Source organism: Psychrobacillus sp. FJAT-21963 (assembly GCF_001420585.1).
Lineage (GTDB): Bacteria > Bacillota > Bacilli > Bacillales_A > Planococcaceae > Psychrobacillus.
Map to the genome: position 1 here is coordinate 334,399 of NZ_LJIY01000002.1, position 20,981 is coordinate 355,379.

Consider the following 20,981-nt stretch of genomic DNA (forward strand, 5'->3'; position numbering starts at 1 on the left):
ATAACATGAGCAATATTTTTATTGATTTGGATAAAATAATTGGAAAAAATGTTCGATTTATTGATACTCGTTTTGATTTAGGAAATGTGAATGCAGGAAAAGAAATGTTTAGGATGGAACATTTAGAAGGAGCAATCTATTGGGACTTGGAAAATGATTTGTCCGACATGGGAAGTGAAAATGGACGCCATCCAATGATTTCAAAGGATAAGATGACAAATCTAATTCAAAAGGCAGGATTGCTTTTAGATGATCATATCGTCATTTATGATCAAGGAGGTTCCCCATTTGCTTTAAGAGCATACTTTTTATTGGAATGGGCAGGCTTTAACCATGTTCATGTACTTCGTGAAGGATATGAAGAGGCGAAGAAGAAATTGCCTGTTTCCAATGAAGAAATTGAAATTAATGCTTCGTCTATTTCCCCAAATTGGAAAGATGAAATTTATGTAGATGTAAACAAGGTGAAAAAAATTGTTAGTGGTGAAATGGATGCACAGTTAATTGATGCACGATCTGCAAATCGATATCGTGGAGAAATGGAACCAATAGATCCTGTTGCTGGTCATATTCCGACTGCTCTAAATTTCGATTGGGAACAACTTAAAAGTGATGGTAAGTTTCTGCAACAAGAGGATTTACATGAAAAACTAACAGGATTAACTGATAAATCAAAGCCTGTCGTTGCTTATTGCGGTAGTGGGGTGACTGCTGCACCACTTTATGCAAGTTTGAAGGAAGCTGGGTATGAAAATGTCCAATTATATGTAGGCAGTTACAGTGATTGGATTCGAGAAAATGAAGTAGAAACAAGTAAAAAGTAGTCTTAAAGGAACTAATTAAAAAGTTGAAAATTGCGCCTGAAACCTCCATTTGAAATGGAGAAATTCAGGCGCTTTATTTTTTTCTAAGACTTGTTAATTGATACTGTTGTTAATTACTAGTTAAAAAGTACAAACTTTCAAAACCGTGGTTTTAAACTCCATGCATTGATGAAATGAATACGAAACTATATCCGCAGGTGTCATCAGGATTTGCGCCTTATACGCCGCATGAGCGTGAAGAATGAGACTCCGCGTAAGGATGTGGGAGTGAGTGAAACGTATGACTCATCATGCGTAGCGTGAGGCAAGCGCACGTCCGAGTGATTGGCAACGCTAGATGAACAGATTTCCTTCTAAAACAACAAAGAAGTTTAACAGAGCCATTCCAATAAATACGGACAAGAGTGTTTTATTTAGGGAAAAAGCTAAATTTATATCTTTTATTTCTTTTTTTTTGTATAATTAATTGTAGAATGTAAACATTTATAGTATAATGGGCAAATTGTACACGAATGAAATGAGGAATATTAATGCAGAAATCAATTTATGGTCTAACAAAGGATCAGTTAATAGAGTGGTTATTAGAACATGGTCAAAAGAAATTTAGAGCAGAACAGGTTTGGGATTGGTTATACATTAAAAGAGTGCAAAGCTTTGATGAGATGAATAATGTCAACAAGGATTGTCTTCAATTGTTGAAAGACAACTTTGTCATTCAGACGTTGAAAGAATCTGTAAAGCAAGAATCTGCCGATGGAACCATTAAGTTTTTATTTCAAATGCAGGATGGGAATCTTATTGAAACAGTGTTAATGCGTTTTAAATATGGACTGTCTGTTTGTGTAACGACACAGGTAGGGTGTAACATTGGTTGCAGTTTCTGTGCTAGTGGATTGCTTAAGAAAAGTCGTGATTTAGACGCAGGTGAGATTGTAGGGCAAATTATGAAAGTGCAAGAGCATTTGGATAATTTAGGTAAGAGTGAGCGAGTAAGCCATATCGTAGTAATGGGTATCGGAGAACCATTCGATAACTATACAAACTTAATGAGCTTCTTACGCGTCGTGAACGATCAAAAAGGACTTGCGATTGGAGCAAGACATATTACTGTTTCAACAAGTGGACTTGCTAAGAAAATCTATGATTATGCTGATGAAAATCTTCAAGTGAATCTTGCTGTTTCATTGCATGCACCGAATGATGAGCTTCGTTCACGTATTATGGTCATCAATAAAGCATTCCCTATTGAGAAGGTAATGGCTGCAGTTGATTACTATCTAGAAAAAACGAATCGCCGAATTACTTTTGAATATATTCTGCTTAAAGATGTAAATGATCATGTAGAGGAAGCACAACAATTAGCAAAACTGTTGGAAAACAAACGTCACTTATCTTATGTGAATCTAATTCCTTACAACCCAGTAGATGAGCATGGCCAATATCAACGTAGCTCGGAGGAATCCATTAGTGCGTTTTTCCAAACGTTGAAAAACAAAGGAATTAACTGTGGTGTTCGTATGGAGCAAGGAACTGATATTGACGCAGCTTGCGGGCAACTACGAAGCAAACAGATAAAAAAACAAAAAACTACTGTATAACACAAAACGCATCACCTTATGGTTGATGCGTTTTTTCATTTTTTTCTTTTGGTATTTCATCTATTGTATGTTTAAATGCGTAACCTTTATTTATTGTGAAAAAAGACAGGCACATAACAAGAATAAAAATAAATACTGTCAAAATCAAAACCCAAACCATTTTTTTTCCTCCTAAATCATGTTCAACCACTATCATAGCACATGGCATTAGAGGCTTATACAAATTTCATTTTCATATATCTAGGAGTGAGTTGCTTCCAGCGAGTTGTTTGCATTGTTTTTTTAAATAACTTGCTTTTTCTGAAAGTTCATAAATAGATAAAACAGTTTTGTTTGTAACACCTGCTATGGAAATAGTCAAAAGTGGAAAATGCTCTTCAATTCCATGACGGTTTTTAGAGATTATACTTCCTTTTAGAAGATCATGCGAATGATAGAAGTGTTCAATGGAAGAATTGAATTCCTCTATAACTTTTTCACATAATTCCTTACTTTTATGGGTATGGACAATCATGATGAAATCGTCACCACCTATATGTCCTACAAAGCCATTCTCTGGTGCATTTTTTTCTAATATTTCTGCTAATCTTATAATGACTTTATCTCCCTTTTCAAATCCATATACATCGTTATAGGGCTTAAAATTATCAATATCAAGATAAAGAACTGTTAACTCATCAGAGCTATCGATACAGTTTTGTAATTCTTTTTCAATCATTATATTACCAGGCAACTCAGAAAGTGGATTTAAATGCTTGGCATAGTCAATTTCTAACTGCATACTTTTTTCAAGTAAATCTTTTACCGTTACAACTCCAAAATATTCGTCTTCTTTTGTAATCGTTATGAAATCGTATAAATGAATCGGATCACGTTTCATGGCAATTTTAGCAACTACATCAATAGGTGTGGATGCATCCACTTTCATATAATTTCTACTCATAATTGCGGTGACTGGCTTAGTATTATAAAGACTGTATCCGTACGGGCCACTAAATTTTAGGTGTAACTTATTTCTTGTAATAACACCAATTAATTTATTTCCATCTTTTATACAAAAACCTGGTAAGGCATCGTTTGAATCCATCAATTTACTTACTTTAGAAATAGATGTATGACTTGCAATAGTACGTAAGGGAGTAGCGATTTGTTCAATGGATGTGTCCGTTAAACGGTTGGAGCTTATTCTATTTTTTCGAACACTTTCTAACTCGATAAGTTTTTTTAATTCTTTTCTAACAGGGAAGAGTTGTTTATTTGGTTTTTGTATGAAGTATCCTTGTCCATAATGAACGCCTATATCAATTAAAGTAAGCAGCTCTTCTTGTGTTTCAATTCCCTCAGCAATAATATGTATTTGTGAATAATTTGCAAATTCACTTAAACTTTTCACGAGAAGTTGTTTAGTTCGATCTTTTTCAATATCACGAATGAGCTTCATATCAAGTTTAATAAAGTGTGGACGTACATCTGTTATGACATTTAACCCTGAATATCCAGAGCCAACATCGTCAATTGCAATTTGGTAAAACTGCTTTTTATAATGTTCAACAGTACTAATAAAATCCTTTAAATTATTAATTGCTTCTCTTTCCGTTATTTCAAAAACAATTGAATCCGAATCCATATTAAATCTACTTAGAAATTCTTTCGTAAATCCTTGTTTGAACTTTGGATCATTCATAATATTAGGATTCACATTAATAAACAATTTTCCTTCTGCCTTTAAGTGATGTGCATATTTTAATGCATTTCCTCGACATAAATTTTCGAGCTCCCATAGTTTTCCACTTTTCATAGCATAATCAAAAAGTACTTCTGGGTTTTGTAAAGGAGTATTTTCGGGACCCCGAGATAATGCTTCATATCCATAAATATGGCCGTTTTGAAGCGAGATAATTGGTTGGAAAACAGTTTGAATTGCTTTTTCTTCAATTATATAAGAAAGTAAATCTCCGTAATCTATTTCCTCAATTGCCATCTAACTTTATCCTCCTACAATGAGCAAATTCTCGTCAATTTATATTATAAAAAAGTAATGTCAAGAACATGTAAAGAAAATGTAAAGATTTCATTTGAGGATTAATATGTTCATATATTTATCAAAATATTTTTAATGTTATTGACTATCAGTCAATTGCAGTGTAACATATCTTTAAATTGACACTTTAGTGAGTTGAATCGATAGTGTGAATGATTTAATTAGGGGGTTTTAGAAAGATGAGAAAAAGTATAAAGAGATTAGCATTTATTCTTATTGGGGCTGTTCTTCTTTTAGCGGCATGCGGAGGAAAAGATAATTCAGGTTCAACCGCTACTTCAAGTGAAGGAACAAGCTCAAATGGGGATGCTAAAAAAGTAAAAATAGGTGTGACTCAAATTGTAGAACATCCATCTCTAAATGCGGCTTTTGAAGGATTTCAAAAAGCATTGGAAGATGCAGGCATAGAAGCAGACTATAAAATTGAAAATGCTCAAAATGACAATAGTGCCAACACTACGATTGCAAATAACTTAGTAAGTTCTGGTGTTGATTTAATATTTGCGAACTCTACGCCAAGTGCTCAAGCAGTAGCAAGTTTAACGAAAGACATTCCAATCGTTTTTACATCTGTGACAGATGCAGTAAGTGCTGAACTTGTTCAATCGATGGAAAAACCAGGAGCAAATGTTACAGGTACCGTAGATACTCAACCAGAAGCGATTCCTAGTACAGTAAAATTTTTAAAAGAAGAACTAGGATCTAAAAATGTAGGAATGGTGTTTAATTCAGGTGAACAAAATTCACGTGCACAAGTAGACGCAGTAAAAGCAGAGATGAACAAGGTAGGATTAAATGTAGTGGAAGCTTCAGTTTCCACATCAGCTGAGGTTAAACAAGCTACGGAATCCTTAATCGGAAAAGTAGATTCACTATATATAATTACGGATAATACGGTAGTATCCGCGCTTGAATCAGTTGTGTCAGTCGCAAATGATAATAAGATACCTATGATGGTTGGTGAATTCGACTCGGTAAAACGTGGTGGATTAGGTGCTTATGGTTTTGAGTATTTTGATATCGGATATGAAGCAGGTGAAATGGCTGTTAAGATTATAAATGGAGAAAGCACACCGGCTGATCTACCAGTCCAATACCCTCAAAACTTAAGATTTGTAATGAATAAAGAAACTGCTGATTTGCTTGGCTTAGAGATTAAAGACGAGTGGAAAGCAGAATTTGCAGAATAGATAGGAGATTGATTCTTTATGTTTTCAGCTATTTTTGGATCTGTTGAGCAAGGAATCATCTATGCAATCATGGCACTCGGAGTGTATCTTACATTCCGAGTACTTGATTTTCCGGATTTAACGGTAGATGGAAGTTTCGTTACGGGAGCTGGAACAGCAGCTACGATGATCGTATTAGGATATCATCCGGCACTCGCAACATTAGTAGCAATACTAGCTGGTTTTATAGCTGGCTGTATAACTGGTTTATTACATACGAAAGGCAAAATTAATCCTTTGCTGTCAGGTATTCTAATGATGATTGCTCTTTACTCCATTAATCTACGGATTATGGGGCTAACAGTTGAGAATTCGATTGGAAGACCGAATATTCCACTTCTAAACTCTGAAACATTGTTTAGTCAGTTTTATAGTTGGTGGGGGAGTTTAGGAATTGATGAAGCGATAAATAATTTTTTGAAAAGTATAGGAATAGAATTTGTTCCTTCTACTTGGGGAACGATTGTTATCGTTGCAATTTTAGTTCTTGCTATTAAATTAATAGTTGATTGGTTCTTGAAGACAGAGGTGGGCCTAGCTATCCGTGCGACAGGAGACAATAAAAAAATGATAAGAAGTTTTTCAGCTAATACTGATACTCTGGTTATTATAGGTTTAGGTATTTCAAATGGTCTTGTTGCTCTCTCTGGTGCACTAATAGCACAATATGCAAAATTTGCGGACATTGGAATGGGTATCGGAATGATTGTCATAGGTTTAGCATCCGTTATTATAGGTGAAGCAATTTTTGGTACAAAAACAATTGTACGAACTACTTTAGCGGTAATTGCTGGAGCGATAATCTATCGTATTGTACTTGCACTTGCACTTCGTGTGGAATTATTAGATACCGGTGATATGAAACTAATCACAGCAGTTATCGTTATTTGTGCATTAATTCTACCTCAATATTTTGATAAGCGACGAGAAAAAAGTAGAAAAGCTAAGCGTCATGCTGAGCGTGCCATTTCCAATGTAAATGTGATAAAGCGGGAGGGGAATGACCTTGCTTAAACTACAATCGATAAATAAAATATTTAACGAAGCGACTGCAGATGAAAAAATTGCACTTGATGAAATAAATTTAGAACTAAAAGCAGGGGATTTTGTAACAGTCATCGGAAGTAACGGGGCAGGAAAATCAACGATGATGAATATGATTTCTGGTGCATTAACACCAGATTTTGGACGTATTTTGATAGATGGAAAAGATGTATCTAAACTTGCAGAATATAAACGTTCTCAGTTTATTGGTCGTGTATTCCAAGATCCAATGGCTGGGACTGCGCCTTCGATGACGATTGAAGAAAATCTTGCTCTTGCTTACTCAAGAAATAAAAAGCGCGGGTTAAAAACTGGTGTTGATAAAAAAAGACGAGCATTTTTTGTACAATCGTTAGAAATGCTCCATTTAAATTTAGAAAATAGATTGAATGCAAAAGTTGGATTACTATCGGGAGGGGAAAGACAGGCGCTCTCTTTATTGATGGCGACATTTACGAATCCTTCCATTTTATTGTTAGATGAGCATACCGCTGCACTTGACCCATCTAGAGCAGAGCTAATTACTAACCTAACAAAGCAACTTGTAGAGAAAGATAAACTGACGACACTAATGGTTACGCACAATATGCAACAAGCTTTGGATTTAGGAAATCGTTTAATTATGATGGATAATGGCCAAATTATTTTAGAGGTAAATGAAGAAGAGAAAAAGTCACTCACAATTGAAAAGCTTATGGATGAATTCCAAAGGATTCGCGGTGAGAAGTTAACGAGTGATCGAACACTTTTATCAGTATAAAAAAGAGCTACTTCCTAAGTCATTATTGACTTATGGAGTAGCTTTCTTCTTATAAAAAGAGCTGTCTTCCTACAAGACAGCTCTTTCTAATTACTATTAAGCCATAGCAGCTTCGATGTTGCCCCATGGGATTTCCATTGCATCTGCAAGACCTTTACCGTATGCAGGGTCTGCTTTGTAGCAATGAATGATGTGGCGAACTTTAATATGTTCTTCTACGCCAGTCATATTACGAGCAGTGTTTTCAAACAATACTTGTTGTTGTTCTGGACTCATAAGATTGAACAATTTACCTGGTTGTTCATAGTAATTGTCATCGTCTTCACGGAAGTCCCAAATTGATGCTTCACCATTGATAGCTAATGGTGGCTCTTTGAATTCAGGTTGTGCTTTCCATTGACCATAGCTGTTTGGTTCATAGTGAAGTGTTCCACCTTTATTGCCATCTACACGCATAGCGCCATCTCTATGGAAAGAATGAACAGGACATTTTGGTTGGTTAACCGGAATTTGGTGGTGGTTAACTCCTAAACGATACCGTTGAGCATCTCCATATGAGAAAAGGCGTCCTTGTAACATTCTATCAGGGGAGAAGCTAATACCAGGTACTACATTCGCTGGTGTGAAAGCAGCTTGTTCCACTTCTGCAAAATAGTTTTCTGGGTTACGATTTAATTCCCATTCACCAACTTCAATTAGTGGGAAATCTTTTTTATACCAAACTTTTGTTAAGTCAAAAGGATTATAAGGCATATTATTTGCTTGTTCTTCTGTCATCACTTGGATATACATTTTCCATTTAGGGAAGTTACCTTGCTCGATGCTATCGAAAAGATCACGTTGATGACTTTCACGGTCTTTACCAACTAGCAATTCTGCTTCTTGATCTGTTAAGTTTTCGATAGGTTGTTGAGAGCGCATGTGGAACTTAACCCAAACACGTTCGTTGTTCGCATTGATCATACTGAAAGTGTGGCTACCAAATCCATGCATATTACGGTATGTTGAAGGGATACCACGGTCACTCATGACGATTGTAACTTGATGAAGTGCTTCTGGTAAAGAAGTCCAGAAATCCCAGTTGTTATTTGCACTACGCATATTCGTACGTGGATCACGTTTAACAGCATGGTTTAAATCTGGGAAGTTAAGTGGATCACGGAAGAAGAATACTGGAGTATTATTACCAACTAAATCCCAGTTACCTTGTTCTGTGTAGAATCGCATTGAAAAACCACGGATATCTCGTTCTGCATCAGCAGCCCCACGTTCACCAGCTACTGTGGAGAAACGAACGAACATTTCTGTTTCTTTTCCGATTTCGGAGAAAATACTAGCTTTTGTATATTGAGTAATATCATTAGTTACAGTAAATTTACCGTAAGCAGCAGAACCTTTTGCATGCATGCGGCGCTCGGGAATAACTTCTCTATCGAAGTGAGCTAATTTTTCTAATAACCACACGTCTTGAAGTAATAATGGTCCTCTTGGTCCAGCTGACATGGAGTTTTGGTTATCTACTACAGGTGCTCCAGCTGCAGTTGTCAATTTGTTATTATTTTGATTCTCTGTCATTGACTATTTCCCCCTAGATTAGAATATTTATAATACAAGAATGATTATATCAAAGGAATAAATATTTTGCTAGGAATCTACTGAGAGAAATTTATTTTTTTTATTTGTTTCTACTTTGGAGACAAAAAAACACTCGTGAAACCTAGATTTCACAAGTGTTTAAACAGTGATTATTATATTAAAAGCTCAAAGAGAGTACTGTCTTTATTCACTTCTTTATAAGAGAAGCCATTCTCACTTAGACGGGAAATAAGACCATTATAGTCCGAGCTATTTTTCAATTCAATTCCTACAAGTGCTGGTCCGCTTTCTTTATTGTTCTTCTTAGTATACTCAAATGTCGTAATGTCGTCGTCCGGTCCAAGTACTTTATCTAAAAACTGTCGCAGCGCCCCAGCACGTTGAGGGAACTTTACAATAAAGTAATAAAGTAGGCCTTCATGCATTAATGACTTTTCTTTAATTTCTTGCATTCTACCAATATCGTTATTCCCACCACTGATAATGCAGACAACAGTCTTTCCTTTAATTTGATCTTGATATAAGTCGAGAGCGGTCACAGGAAGTGCTCCTGCAGGTTCTGCAATAATAGCGTGTTTATTATACAAATCTAAAATGGTTGTACAAACTTTGCCTTCTGGAACGAGAACGATATCATCTACATATTTTTGGCATACATCATAATTGAGATTACCAACACATTTTACTGCAGCACCATCTACAAATTTATCGATAGATTCTAAAGCTACTGGTCCATTGTTTTCTAAAGCAGCTTTCATGCTGCCGGCCCCAGCAGGTTCGACTCCAATAATTTTAGTTTTTGGTGATATGTTTTTTATATAAGTAGAAACTCCAGATATTAATCCTCCACCACCAATACTTCCGAAAACAAAGTCAATCGGTTCTTCCATGTCATTCATTATTTCCACAGCTACAGTACCTTGCCCAGAAATAATTTCTCGGTCATCAAATGGGTGGATAAAAATCCGGTTCTCAGCTTCAGCATAAGCGATAGCATTAGTAGCAGAGTCATCAAAAGTATCACCTGCTAGAATTATTTCAACATATTCACGACCAAACATTCTCACTTGGTCGATTTTTTGTTTTGGAGTAGTAAGAGGCATGAAAATCTTTGCGGTAATTTGCAAATGTGCACATGCATAGGCGACTCCTTGAGCATGATTACCCGCGCTAGCACACACGACTCCTTTTTCCCTTGCATCATTCTCAATTGTTTTAATCTTATAGTAAGCTCCACGGAGTTTAAATGAGCGAACATGCTGCAAATCTTCTCTTTTGAAATATACTGTGCAATTATATTTTTCTGATAAATACTCATTTTTTTGTAAAGGTGTATGAATAACTACATCTTTCAAAAAATGATGTGCTATTAGCACATTTTCTACTTGAATGGTTTTCGTATCTGTTACTTGCATATAGATAATGACTCCTCCAATTTAAAGATTAATATATTTTAACACACTACAGTAGTAAATCGCCATTATTCTTTCGAAGAATTCGAAATAATGTAACAACTATATTCTTTATCAAGAATGTTATTAGTGGTTGTATTACAGAGGTGTTACTGGTGCCAGGCACCAGTAACACCTCTGTAATAATATAGGAGGAGGTTACCTAATATATGGCGACCTCCTCCTGTAAGTTTTATATTTTTACTTCATACATAGGTGTTCAGCTATTTTAACGAAATACTCTGTACCATACTGTAGAGCTTCTTCATCTACCATGAACTTTGGATGATGAAGAGGGTAGTTGTTTCCGAGTTCTTCATTGTAAATACCAAGAAATTGCATAGAGCCAGGACTTTTACGTAGATATGCTGAGAAATCTTCTCCACCAAAGAAAGGTTTATCTATATGAATGACATTTTCTTGCCCAAATACTTCAATAGCAGCTTTTCTTGAAATCGTAACACTTTCTTTATCGTTAATAACAGGATCGTATCCTTCCATCCAATTAATCTTAAAGGATGCTCCGTGTGCTTCTGAGATTCCTTTAACTATCTGATTGACATACTTTTTTGCTTCTTCTCTGCTCATACTATCAAGGGAGCGGAGTGTTCCCCCGATATAGGCAGTTTCTGGTATAACATTTAGTACATTGCCGCTTTGAAAAACAACAACAGATAAAACAGGAACATTTAATGCTGAAATTTTTCTAGCTGTTATTTGATGGAGATTGGAAACTACTTCTGCTCCAATTGCAATTGGATCTATAGATTTTTCGGGCATTGATGCGTGTCCGCCTTTACCTATTATGGTAATTTCAAAATCGTCAATTGCTGCACATAAGACATCATCCTTCATTGTAATCGTACCTGATTTAACGAATGGATCCACATGTAATGCAAATATATGGTCAACATTGTCAACGACACCTACATCTACTAGTCCTAACGCTCCTCCAGGGCTTACTTCTTCTGCGTGTTGGAAGATGAAACGAATTTCTCCACTAATTTCTTCTCTTTTGGAGGAAAGTACTTTTGCTGCACCAAGTAACATGGCAGTATGTGTATCGTGTCCACATGCGTGCATGACACCCTCTTTTTTGGATTTAAAAGGAACGTCTGCTTCTTCTACTATCGGAAGTGCGTCGATATCTGCTCGAAAAGCAATAGTAAGAGGGGTGGCAGAAGGCTTTAATCCTTTAAGTACTGCTAGCACACTTGTTTTAGTTGGCCTTGATATTTCTAAACCAGAAAATGATTGCAAAAGTTGATAAATGTAATTCGATGTTTCCACTTCGTCAAAACCGAGCTCAGGATTCTCATGAAGTTGCCTTCTCCATTTAATTACTTCTTCTTTAATCGTTGTTTCCTTTATTGTCATTATTCATTAACTCCTTTATTTAGAATGGACCATAATTCGTGAATTGTGCGAACATTAAAAAGCAAATGGAAATTGCTATTAATATACCGATGAACGGGAAGACCCATTTTAGCCATTTCGTATAGGGGATACCATTTAAAGCTAGTGCTGCAATTAAAACACCTGATGTTGGGAAAATGAGATTGGAAATACCGTCTCCAGTTTGAAAGGCAAGCACGGCTGTTTGTCTTGTAACACCAATCAAATCTCCAAGAGGTGTCATAATAGGCATCGTCAGTGCTGCTTGTCCACTTCCAGATGGAACGATAAAATTCATACACATTTGGGTAAAGAACATGCCAAGTGCGTTAATAGCAGGAGGGAGATTCCCGATTAGACTTGACGCATAATACAAAATAGAATCTAACAGCAAACCATCACGTACGATTACTAAAATAGTTTGAGCGACTCCAATAATTAAAGCCCCAGAAATCATTTCCTTTGCACCATCAATAAATCCTTTAGACATATCGCTAGGGGAGAGCTTACAAATAAAACCTATAATAATTCCAAATAACAAGAATATCCCAGCGATTTCTGAAATATACCATTGAAGTTTGATAACCCCATACATGAGAATAATGAAGTTTAAAAGTAAAGCATACAAAGAGATTTTATGTCTTATAGAAAGTTTGAAATTTTCTTCAATGGTATCAGTGGATTGTCTAGTATATTTTCCAAACACACCTAACTCCGGGTTCTTTTTAACTTTCATTGCATGACGGTAAATATATAAAACTGTTGCTAGATACATTACTACAAATAGTGCAATTCTCAGCTCAATACCTGAGTATATTGGAAGCTCAGCTATACCTTGAGCCACACCTACGTTAAATGGATTTGTAATACCTGTAAGAAAACCGACCATAATACCAAGCATGACTATAGCAAATCCAGTAAGAGCATCAAATCCTAAAGATATAGTCATAGGTACAAGGATTGCTAAATAAACAAGAGAATCTTCAGCGGAACCAATTAAAGTACCTAACAAAGAAAATACTAAAACCATAATTGGTATAAGCAATTTTTCTTTAGAAGAATATTTCAAGGATACTATTTGAATAAAAGAATTTAATGCACCAGTCATTTGTATTATTCCAAGTGCTCCACCAAATAGTAGTACAAAAAGTATAATAGGCGCGGCTTCAGTCATACCAACATGAACATTACTAAATATATCAAAAAAACCAACAGGTGCATTTTCAACAAAGTGAAATGTGGTAGGGTCCACTACTTGTCGTCCATCTACTTCCACTCGATCGTATTGTCCAGCAGGAAAAATATACGTTAATATAGCCACTATTAATATTACACAAAACATTAGTACAAATGCATCAATAGATATTTCATTCGTTAATTTACTTTTTACATTTGATTTTAAATTTCCTTTTTCTATGATTTTTGTCAATACAATTCCCCCTAGTTTGTCGTTAATTTCCTTATTAATGTAGCAATCCTTTCAGAATTTAGAGTTTTGGAAGAATCACTTCGACTTTTCCGTTATACGGAAAACGTTTTCAATATTCGGAAATATTAAAATTAATNAATTTTTGGATGTCAATATATTCTGAATATAAAGAATATTGTTCCTGTATTTGTAAAAGAGGTTGCAAACATAGTCTATGCATTTTTTGTGATCGCAGTGCTATACTAAAAAACGTGTTGACTTGTCGAATATTGTACAATCGATAACTAAAGATTATAAGGAAAGAGGAGATTTACAAATGGCAATTAAAGTGGCAGCAATTATAGGTAGTAACAGAAAAGAATCTTACAACTTAAAACTAGTGGAGTACATGAAAAAACGCTATGCAGACAAATTAGACATTGAAATCGTATTAATCAACGATGTAGAGATGTTTAGTGCTGATATTGAAGAGAATCCTCCAAAAGGGGCAATGGATTTCAAAATGAAAGTTCGTAATGCGGAAGCGGTGCTATTCGCAGTACCTGAATATAACTTTTCAATCCCAGGAGTTTTGAAAAATGCAATTGATTGGATGTCTCGTAGCGGACATGACCTAAAAGATAAACCAACTTTTATCGTAGGTTCTTCTATGGGCGTACTTGGTAGTGTTCGTGCTCAATTGCATTTAAGAGAAATCATCTCGAATCCAACACTACAACCAAAACTACTTCCTGGAAATGAAGTATACATTGGTTCAATTCATACAAAATTGAATGAACAAAATGAAATTACTGACCAAGGTACAAGTGATTTCCTTGATTCCGTAGTAAACAATTTTGTTGAATTTTACAATAAAGTTAAATAATTTTAGTAATTAATAAAACAAACATGAAAAACGTGAATTTCACGAATTTCATGTTTGTTTTTATTTTCACGAATTTCACGATTGTTTTCGTGCCAGGCACCTGTAATCTATTTGTAATATACGAGGGTAGATTAGTTCAATTTTTTTGTTTTTTTTGATAGATGGTTTTTTTCTTTGGGTGTATAGTGGATTCATAGACTTGGTTTAGTTTTGAAGGGAAGTTATAATGTTGAGTAAGGTATTTACGAAATCGACGATGGCACTATTAGTGCTTATTTTAGTGTGGGGTGCTAGTTGGCCAATTTATAAATTAGCGTTACCTTACACACCTCCGTTGCTATTTTCCGGAATGCGAGCGACGATTGGCGGGGTCTTGTTAGGATTAATATTGTTGAATAGGTTAGATAAAATTAATTGGCGGGAAAATTGGAAGTTATATTGTATTTCGGCTTTATTTAATACAACATTATTTTTTGGAATACAAACTGTAGGGTTAAATTATTTACCTGGAGGCTTGTTTTCGATACTTGTTTATTTTCAACCAGTGTTATTAGGTTTGTTCGCATGGATTTGGTTAGGGGAATTTATGACCCCAGTTAAAATTATTGGTCTCTTGATAGGATTCCTAGGAATATTAATGGTTAGTTTAGATGGGTTAACTTTTCATGTGTCCGTAATTGGGGTAGTTCTTGGGATCGTCACAGCAATATGTTGGGCATTTGGTGTGATTTACGTCAAAAGTATAAGGGATAGAGTAGATGCTTACTGGATGGTTTCCTTACAATGTATCATTGGGGGAGTGGTTCTTCTTGGAACAGGGACATACTTTGAAAGTTGGTCTGAAATTCAGTGGAATAGTACATACATATTTGGTTTAAGCTATGGCGCAATTTTTGGGATTCCTATTTCTTATATTATCTACTACAAGTTGATTAATGAAGGAGAAGCAAGCAAAGTAGGCTCATATACGTTTCTTGTACCAATCATAGCTGTCTTTATAGGTGCTGTTTTCCTAGATGAACCAATTACCTACTTGCTTATTATTGGGTTAATCATGGTTGGTGCTAGTATTTTTATCGTTAATTTTAGAAGTAAAAAGAAGCTTATTAATTTTGTTAAAGAATAAGAGAGTTACTTGTTAAAGGAGAGTATATGAAAAATAAAACAGTAGTTCGTTCGATGGATATTTTAAATTTATTTGTAGATCATGCGGCTTTGACATTTCAAGAAATAATTGAACTTTCGAAGATTCCTAAATCATCCGTTTATCGAATGTTAATATCTTTAGAGGAAATGGGTTTTATCGTAAAAGGCGCTGATTCTAAATATCGGTTAGGTCTCCTCTTTCTTACTTATGGAAATCTCGTTTCTTCTAGATTGGATATACGACAAATCGCATATCCTATCATGCAAGAATTACATAACGAATTAAAAGAAGCGATTAATTTAATTATACGGCAAGGTGACGAAGCCATTTACATTGAAAAAGTAGATGTATACCAAAAAGTCCGGTTATACACTGCTATTGGAAGAAGAAGCCCTTTGTATGCTGGAGCTTGTTCAAGAGTCATTTTATCTTTTTTAGAAGATGATGAAATCAATTCTTATTTAGAAAATGTAGAATTAAAGTCTTTTGCTATGGGAACAATTACGGATAAAGAGATTTTGTTAGAGAGTATAAAAAATGCAAGAACAAATGGTTATACGATTAGTCATTCCGAATTAGAAGACCATACCTCAGCTATTGCTGCTCCTATTTTCAACAATAAAGGAGAAATCATAGGTGGAATTAGTATAGCTGGAATTGAAGCAAACTACCAAAAAGATCAGGTTGATTTCTTTGCAAAAAAAACAATAGATGCTGCGAATATAATTTCTGAAAGATTAGGCTTTGTAAATAAAAATCCTCTATTCCAACGTGAATAGAGGATTATTTTTAATTACTAACTATTTTATAATGGATTGCATTTTTTATGTTTTTTATCTGCTGCTCATTTTTAAATATTTCATTTTCAGCTTCAGCAAGCGTGACTTCCTTAAAGCGTATTGTTCCAGTTGGTTGAATCTGAGCGAGACTTGGTAAGTCAGCAGTTATCACTTGTGCTATTTTAGGATAGCCCCCAGTAGTTTGACGGTCTGCCATCAGGATAATTGGTTGTCCATTTGATGGGATCTGGACAGTTCCAAACGTAACTCCTTCAGATAAGAGCTCAAAATTTTCAGCTAATGATAGGGTAGGACCATCTAATCTGTATCCCATTCGATCGGATTGGACTGTAAGGGTATAAGGTTTTTCGAAAAAAATGTTTTGGCTTTCCTGATCAAAACGGTTAAATTCAGTTCCTTTTAGCACTCGAATATACTGATTCTGTTCAAATCTTATCAAATTATTAAAGTCTACAGACCAAGTTGCATCACTGTTTTTCAACTGTTCAATAAGCTTTTCGCCAATTTCACTTACTTCTCCTACTGAAAAAATATCTCCTTTTTGCAACGCTCTCCCTTTAAAGCCACCAATATTTGCACGTAAATAGGTACTTTTACTCTCCATAATTTCCGGGATATCTATTCCACCTGCAAAAGCAACGTATGCTCTACTTCCTTTTATAGCTGAATTGAATTTTAAGACAGAATTTTTCTTTATTAAGATTGGTCGCCACGACAGAACTTTTTTTCCGTCAATCGTAGGGAGAAAATCTCCTCCAGTTATTGAAATTAAGGTATCTTCATCAAATTGAAGTGTTGTGCCGAATAAAGTAATTTCAAGTGTGGCTTCATTTTCTTTATTTCCAACTAAAAGATTTGCCAGTCTTAAAGAATAGCTATCCATCGCACCACTAACTATAACTCCAAACTTTTGCGATCCATATCGACCTATGTCTTGAATCGTAGTTAATAGTCCGGAATGCAACACTCGTATGCTCATTTCTTCAACTCCTTATAATTTAAATAATCACTGGAAGAAATCGGCACAAAGCGTATAATATCGCCAGCTTGCAATAAGGTAGGGGGGGACATTTGAGGTAGAAACAAATCTAGCGGGGTGCGTCCAATGATCTGCCATCCACCAGGAGTCTCTAGTGGATAAATACCAGTTTGTTTACCTGCTATTCCAACTGATCCGGGTCTTATTGATAATCTAGGTTTTTCTTTTCTAGGTGTAGCTATACGTTCATCCATTCCACCCATAAAAGGAAAACCAGGTGCAAAACCGAGCATGTAAACTAAACATTCACTCTCTGAATGAATGCGAATAACTTCCTCTGGTGAAATGTTGTGATATTGAGCGACTGTATCTAAATCTGGTCCATATTCTCCTCCGTAACAAACAGGGATAGAAATTATCCTAGCAGACTCGTTTTTATTTTTCGTCATTTTTTTTACTAAATTTTTCATATGAATAGAAACAAATTCAAAGGAATTTAAGTCACTTTTCTGGGAAGTATGAACAATATATGGATTATAATACACCGTTATATTGTTATAAGCTGGAACAAATTCTGTTAATCCTTCAAATGGACTATTAGCTAGTAGTTCGGATAGATTTTTAACTTTTTGATGAATAGCTTTATCTATACCTTCTCCGAGCTGTACAATTAATGCGGAATCTCCCAATGGTTTTATAATGCAATCAGAATAGGAATTAGGCATACAAACAGCTCCTTTAGTTTCGAAATACGGAAATGAAGTTCTTAAAAATGAAATATAACAATTATTATAATTCTCTAAAATCAAAATACAAGCTATAGTTTAAAAAATAATTAAATAAACAATTGCAAAATAATATCTATTCAGAAAAAAACGATTGTGCTAATATAAAGTTTAAGTTTCAAAACATCGGTTTCATAATTCGGAACTAAAGTATTGTGATGCTAATAGAAGTTTAGGAGGGATAAAATGTTTCGAGTAGATATAAATTGCGACTTAGGGGAAAGTTTCGGTCGATACAAATTAGGAGAGCAACAAGAAATACTAAAATATGTTACATCAGCGAATATTGCATGTGGATTTCATGCTGGAGATCCAAGTGTAATGCGGGAAACTGTCAAGTTAGCTATTGAAAATGGCGTTAAAATTGGTGCACATCCTGGTTTGCCTGATCTAAATGGATTTGGTAGAAGAGAGATGAAAATAACTCCCCAAGAGGCATATGATATGGTAGTCTATCAAATTGGTGCGCTTAATGGGTTCTTAGCTACTTTTGGTGAGCAGATGCAACATGTAAAACCGCATGGTGCATTATTTAATATGGCTGCTAAAGATTTTGAATTGGCCAAAGCGATAGCTCAAGCGGTATATGATGTATCTCCTTCACTTGTCTTATTTGGGTTAGCTAATAGTGAATTAACTGCGGCAGGAGAAAAAGTGGGCTTACGAACAGCTCATGAAGTATTCGCGGATCGTACATATCAGTCAGATGGTTCATTAACTTCGCGTCAACAGAGTAATGCTCTAATAATAGATACTAACGAGTCGATAGCCCAAGTTGTGAAAATGGTGACGGAAGGAATCGTAATTTCACAACAAAATACAGAAGTACAAATAAAAGCAGATACAGTTTGTATTCATGGAGATGGAGAACATGCTGTTTCATTTGCCCGAAATATTAAAGAAACTTTAAAAAATAATAATGTAAGCGTTTCAGCTTTCGGTGATTAAGGGGGAGAACATGTGGGAGAACAATTAATACCAAAAGACAGTACTAAAAAGACAGTAGGGAAAAGTGTCTTACTAGGGGCGGCTTTTTTGATGGCGACCTCAGCTATAGGACCGGGATTTTTAACACAAACAACTGTATTTACTGAACAACTAGCAGCTAGTTTTGGATTTGTCATTTTGATTTCACTTTTACTAGATGTTGTTGCTCAAGTAAATGTTTGGAGAATTATTGCTGTTTCAGGGCTTCGTGGACAAGAAATTGCCAATAAAGTATTGCCGGGTTTAGGGGTGCTATTGGCGATTCTAATAGTAATGGGTGGACTTGCATTTAATATTGGGAATGTTGCTGGAGCAGGCCTTGGTTTAAATGCGATGCTTGGTTTGGATCCGATCACTGGCGCAATTATTAGTGCGGCATTTGCGATTTTTATATTTGTTGTGAAAGAAGCAGGAAAAGCAATGGATAAGGTTGCTCAAATTGCTGGATTTGTCATGATTGCTTTAATGGTTTTTGTTGCTTTTTCTACTTCACCACCAGTTGGCGAAGCGATTGTACATACGTTTGCTCCTTCAGAAATTAGTATTTTTGCCATTGTGACACTAGTAGGTGGAACAGTTGGTGGTTATATAACTTTTGCAGGAGGTCACAGACTTTTAGATGCAGGAGTAAAAGGTGTGGAGTCATTACCTGATGTAACGAAAGGTTCTGTAACAGGTATTGTAGTAACGGGAATAATGCGTGTTGCATTATTTTTAGCAGTACTAGGGGTTGTGTCACAAGGATTACAAATTGATCCTGCAAATCCACCAGCTTCTGTTTTTAAACTTGCTGCTGGCGAAATTGGTTATCGTATGTTTGGTGTAATTATGTGGGCAGCTGCAATTACATCTGTTGTTGGTGCGGCTTACACATCCGTATCATTTATTCGTTCATTCCATCCTTTGATAGAGAAATACCATAACTGGATTATTATCGTTTTTATTCTTACATCAACTATAGTTTTTGCGTTAGTAGGAAGACCAGTTAATATTCTTCTTCTTGTTGGTGCTCTAAATGCACTAATTTTACCAATAGCACTAGGTACGTTATTAGTTGGAGCATACAAGAAAGAAATTGTAGGAGATTACAAGCACCCTATTTGGTTAACAATTACTGGGGCAATCGTAACTATTATCATGGGTGTGTTAGGAATCATGACGCTAATAGAACAAATTCCATTGCTTTTTAAATAGGAAGGGGTAGTTGACCAATGATTAATTATGGAACAATGGCTCCAAATGAGATCCGTAAATTAATAGGTTCTGCGCAAATTACAGGTCCGACAGCTGGTATGGCTAAAGGATATACACAAGCAAATTTAGCTATTTTGAAAAAAGAATATGCTTTTGACTTTTTATTATTTTGCCAAAGAAATCCAAAGTCTTGTCCATTGGTAGATGTTACGGAAGTAGGTTCATATAATCCGAGTACTATTGCAAATGGGGCGGATATTAGAACGGATATTCCAAAATATCGTATTTATAAAGACGGTGCATTTACAGAAGAAGTGACTGATATTAAGGATTACTGGGAAGACGATATGGTAGCTTTTTTAATTGGTTGTAGCTTTACCTTCGAAACGCCGTTGATTGAAGCAGGCATACCAATTCGACATATTGAGGAAAACTGCAATGTACCGATGTACAAAACAAATATTGAGTGTACAAAAGCAGGTGTCTTCGAAGGTCCAACTGTAGTAAGTATGCGTCCAATGTCACAAGCCGATGCCATTCGAGCGATACAAATTACTTCGCGCTTTCCAGGAGTGCACGGAGCTCCGATACATATTGGGGATCCAAGTATTATTGGTATCAATGACATCCATAAACCTGACTTTGGCGATGCTGTTACAATCAAAGAAGGTGAGATCCCTGTGTTTTGGGCTTGCGGTGTTACACCACAAGCGGTTGCGATGCAGAGTAAACCTTCGATCATGATTACCCATGCTCCGGGCTGCATGTTCATCAGTGATTTGAAAGACGAAAAATTAAGCGTATTATAACAAACAAATGAATTTTAAAAACAAACATGAAAATTGTGAAATACACGT

19 protein-coding genes are annotated in these 20,981 nt (G+C 35.5%); 11 read left to right on the forward strand and 8 right to left on the reverse strand.

The window, feature by feature from the left end; all coding sequences use genetic code 11:
- The first annotated feature begins 5 nt into the window (after nt 1-5).
- Nucleotides 6-824: a sulfurtransferase gene (locus AN959_RS07495; RefSeq protein ID WP_056829564.1), complete on the forward strand. Its 819-nt coding sequence runs from the start codon at nt 6-8 to the stop codon at nt 822-824.
- 530 nt (nt 825-1,354) lie between these two features.
- Nucleotides 1,355-2,422 (forward strand): 23S rRNA (adenine(2503)-C(2))-methyltransferase RlmN, encoded by a 1,068-nt coding sequence (rlmN, locus tag AN959_RS07500; RefSeq protein ID WP_056829566.1) that lies wholly within the window; start codon nt 1,355-1,357, stop codon nt 2,420-2,422.
- A 16-nt stretch (nt 2,423-2,438) separates the two neighbouring features.
- On the opposite strand, the gene ytzI is transcribed toward rlmN, so the two are convergent.
- Both ytzI and AN959_RS07505 read right to left on the reverse strand, forming a co-directional pair.
- Nucleotides 2,439-2,582: a YtzI protein gene (ytzI, locus tag AN959_RS20585; protein WP_156316774.1), complete on the reverse strand. Its 144-nt coding sequence runs from the start codon at nt 2,580-2,582 to the stop codon at nt 2,439-2,441.
- A 72-nt stretch (nt 2,583-2,654) separates the two neighbouring features.
- Nucleotides 2,655-4,403, reverse strand: coding sequence for a GGDEF domain-containing protein (locus AN959_RS07505; RefSeq protein WP_056829567.1), 1,749 nt, complete (start codon nt 4,401-4,403; stop codon nt 2,655-2,657).
- 239 nt (nt 4,404-4,642) lie between these two features.
- Here AN959_RS07505 and AN959_RS07510 point away from each other — a divergent pair, with 239 nt between their 5' ends.
- From AN959_RS07510 to AN959_RS07520, 3 genes are read left to right on the forward strand one after another with little or no spacing between them, the layout of a single operon-like run.
- Nucleotides 4,643-5,653, forward strand: coding sequence for an ABC transporter substrate-binding protein (locus AN959_RS07510; protein WP_056829569.1), 1,011 nt, complete (start codon nt 4,643-4,645; stop codon nt 5,651-5,653).
- An 18-nt stretch (nt 5,654-5,671) separates the two neighbouring features.
- Nucleotides 5,672-6,706: an ABC transporter permease gene (locus AN959_RS07515; protein ID WP_056829571.1), complete on the forward strand. Its 1,035-nt coding sequence runs from the start codon at nt 5,672-5,674 to the stop codon at nt 6,704-6,706.
- A complete protein-coding gene (locus tag AN959_RS07520; protein WP_056829572.1) occupies nt 6,699-7,496 on the forward strand; it encodes an ABC transporter ATP-binding protein in 798 nt (265 codons plus the stop codon). Before AN959_RS07515 ends, AN959_RS07520 begins: the two co-directional genes overlap by 8 nt.
- A gap of 96 nt (nt 7,497-7,592) precedes the next feature.
- On the opposite strand, the gene AN959_RS07525 is transcribed toward AN959_RS07520, so the two are convergent.
- The 4 genes from AN959_RS07525 to AN959_RS07540 form a co-directional block, all read right to left on the reverse strand.
- A complete protein-coding gene (locus AN959_RS07525; RefSeq protein WP_056829575.1) occupies nt 7,593-9,071 on the reverse strand; it encodes a catalase in 1,479 nt (492 codons plus the stop codon).
- 173 nt (nt 9,072-9,244) lie between these two features.
- Nucleotides 9,245-10,507: a threonine ammonia-lyase IlvA gene (gene ilvA / locus AN959_RS07530; RefSeq protein WP_056829578.1), complete on the reverse strand. Its 1,263-nt coding sequence runs from the start codon at nt 10,505-10,507 to the stop codon at nt 9,245-9,247.
- Between the two features lie 237 nt (nt 10,508-10,744).
- Nucleotides 10,745-11,920 (reverse strand): amidohydrolase, encoded by a 1,176-nt coding sequence (locus AN959_RS07535; RefSeq protein WP_056829580.1) that lies wholly within the window; start codon nt 11,918-11,920, stop codon nt 10,745-10,747.
- A gap of 19 nt (nt 11,921-11,939) precedes the next feature.
- Nucleotides 11,940-13,367, reverse strand: coding sequence for a YfcC family protein (locus tag AN959_RS07540; RefSeq protein ID WP_371256513.1), 1,428 nt, complete (start codon nt 13,365-13,367; stop codon nt 11,940-11,942).
- Between the two features lie 316 nt (nt 13,368-13,683).
- Between AN959_RS07540 and AN959_RS07545 the strand changes: the two genes are divergently transcribed.
- The 3 genes from AN959_RS07545 to AN959_RS07555 all read left to right on the forward strand — a co-directional run bounded on the left by AN959_RS07545 (nt 13,684) and on the right by AN959_RS07555 (nt 16,158).
- Nucleotides 13,684-14,232 carry an NADPH-dependent FMN reductase gene (locus AN959_RS07545; RefSeq protein WP_172794330.1) on the forward strand — a complete coding sequence of 183 codons (549 nt, stop codon included), beginning with the start codon at nt 13,684-13,686 and terminating at the stop codon, nt 14,230-14,232.
- Between the two features lie 229 nt (nt 14,233-14,461).
- Nucleotides 14,462-15,358, forward strand: coding sequence for a DMT family transporter (locus AN959_RS07550; RefSeq protein WP_056830290.1), 897 nt, complete (start codon nt 14,462-14,464; stop codon nt 15,356-15,358).
- 26 nt (nt 15,359-15,384) lie between these two features.
- The gene (locus AN959_RS07555) at nt 15,385-16,158 is read left to right on the forward strand and encodes an IclR family transcriptional regulator (protein WP_056829583.1); all 774 of its coding nucleotides are present in this window, start codon (nt 15,385-15,387) and stop codon (nt 16,156-16,158) included.
- 10 nt (nt 16,159-16,168) lie between these two features.
- On the opposite strand, the gene AN959_RS07560 is transcribed toward AN959_RS07555, so the two are convergent.
- Both AN959_RS07560 and pxpB read right to left on the reverse strand, forming a co-directional pair.
- The gene (locus AN959_RS07560) at nt 16,169-17,158 is read right to left on the reverse strand and encodes a biotin-dependent carboxyltransferase family protein (RefSeq protein WP_056829584.1); all 990 of its coding nucleotides are present in this window, start codon (nt 17,156-17,158) and stop codon (nt 16,169-16,171) included.
- Nucleotides 17,155-17,883, reverse strand: a complete 729-nt coding sequence (pxpB, locus tag AN959_RS07565) for a 5-oxoprolinase subunit PxpB (protein WP_056829586.1) — start codon at nt 17,881-17,883, stop codon at nt 17,155-17,157. Before pxpB ends, AN959_RS07560 begins: the two co-directional genes overlap by 4 nt.
- A gap of 246 nt (nt 17,884-18,129) precedes the next feature.
- On the opposite strand from pxpB, the gene pxpA reads away from it, so the two are divergent.
- From pxpA to AN959_RS07580, 3 genes are all read left to right on the forward strand, one after another.
- Nucleotides 18,130-18,891, forward strand: coding sequence for a 5-oxoprolinase subunit PxpA (gene pxpA / locus AN959_RS07570; RefSeq protein ID WP_056829588.1), 762 nt, complete (start codon nt 18,130-18,132; stop codon nt 18,889-18,891).
- Between the two features lie 90 nt (nt 18,892-18,981).
- Nucleotides 18,982-20,124: an NRAMP family divalent metal transporter gene (locus tag AN959_RS07575; RefSeq protein ID WP_082460915.1), complete on the forward strand. Its 1,143-nt coding sequence runs from the start codon at nt 18,982-18,984 to the stop codon at nt 20,122-20,124.
- A gap of 35 nt (nt 20,125-20,159) precedes the next feature.
- Nucleotides 20,160-20,933: a putative hydro-lyase gene (locus AN959_RS07580; protein WP_371256529.1), complete on the forward strand. Its 774-nt coding sequence runs from the start codon at nt 20,160-20,162 to the stop codon at nt 20,931-20,933.
- Nucleotides 20,934-20,981 lie beyond the last annotated feature (48 nt).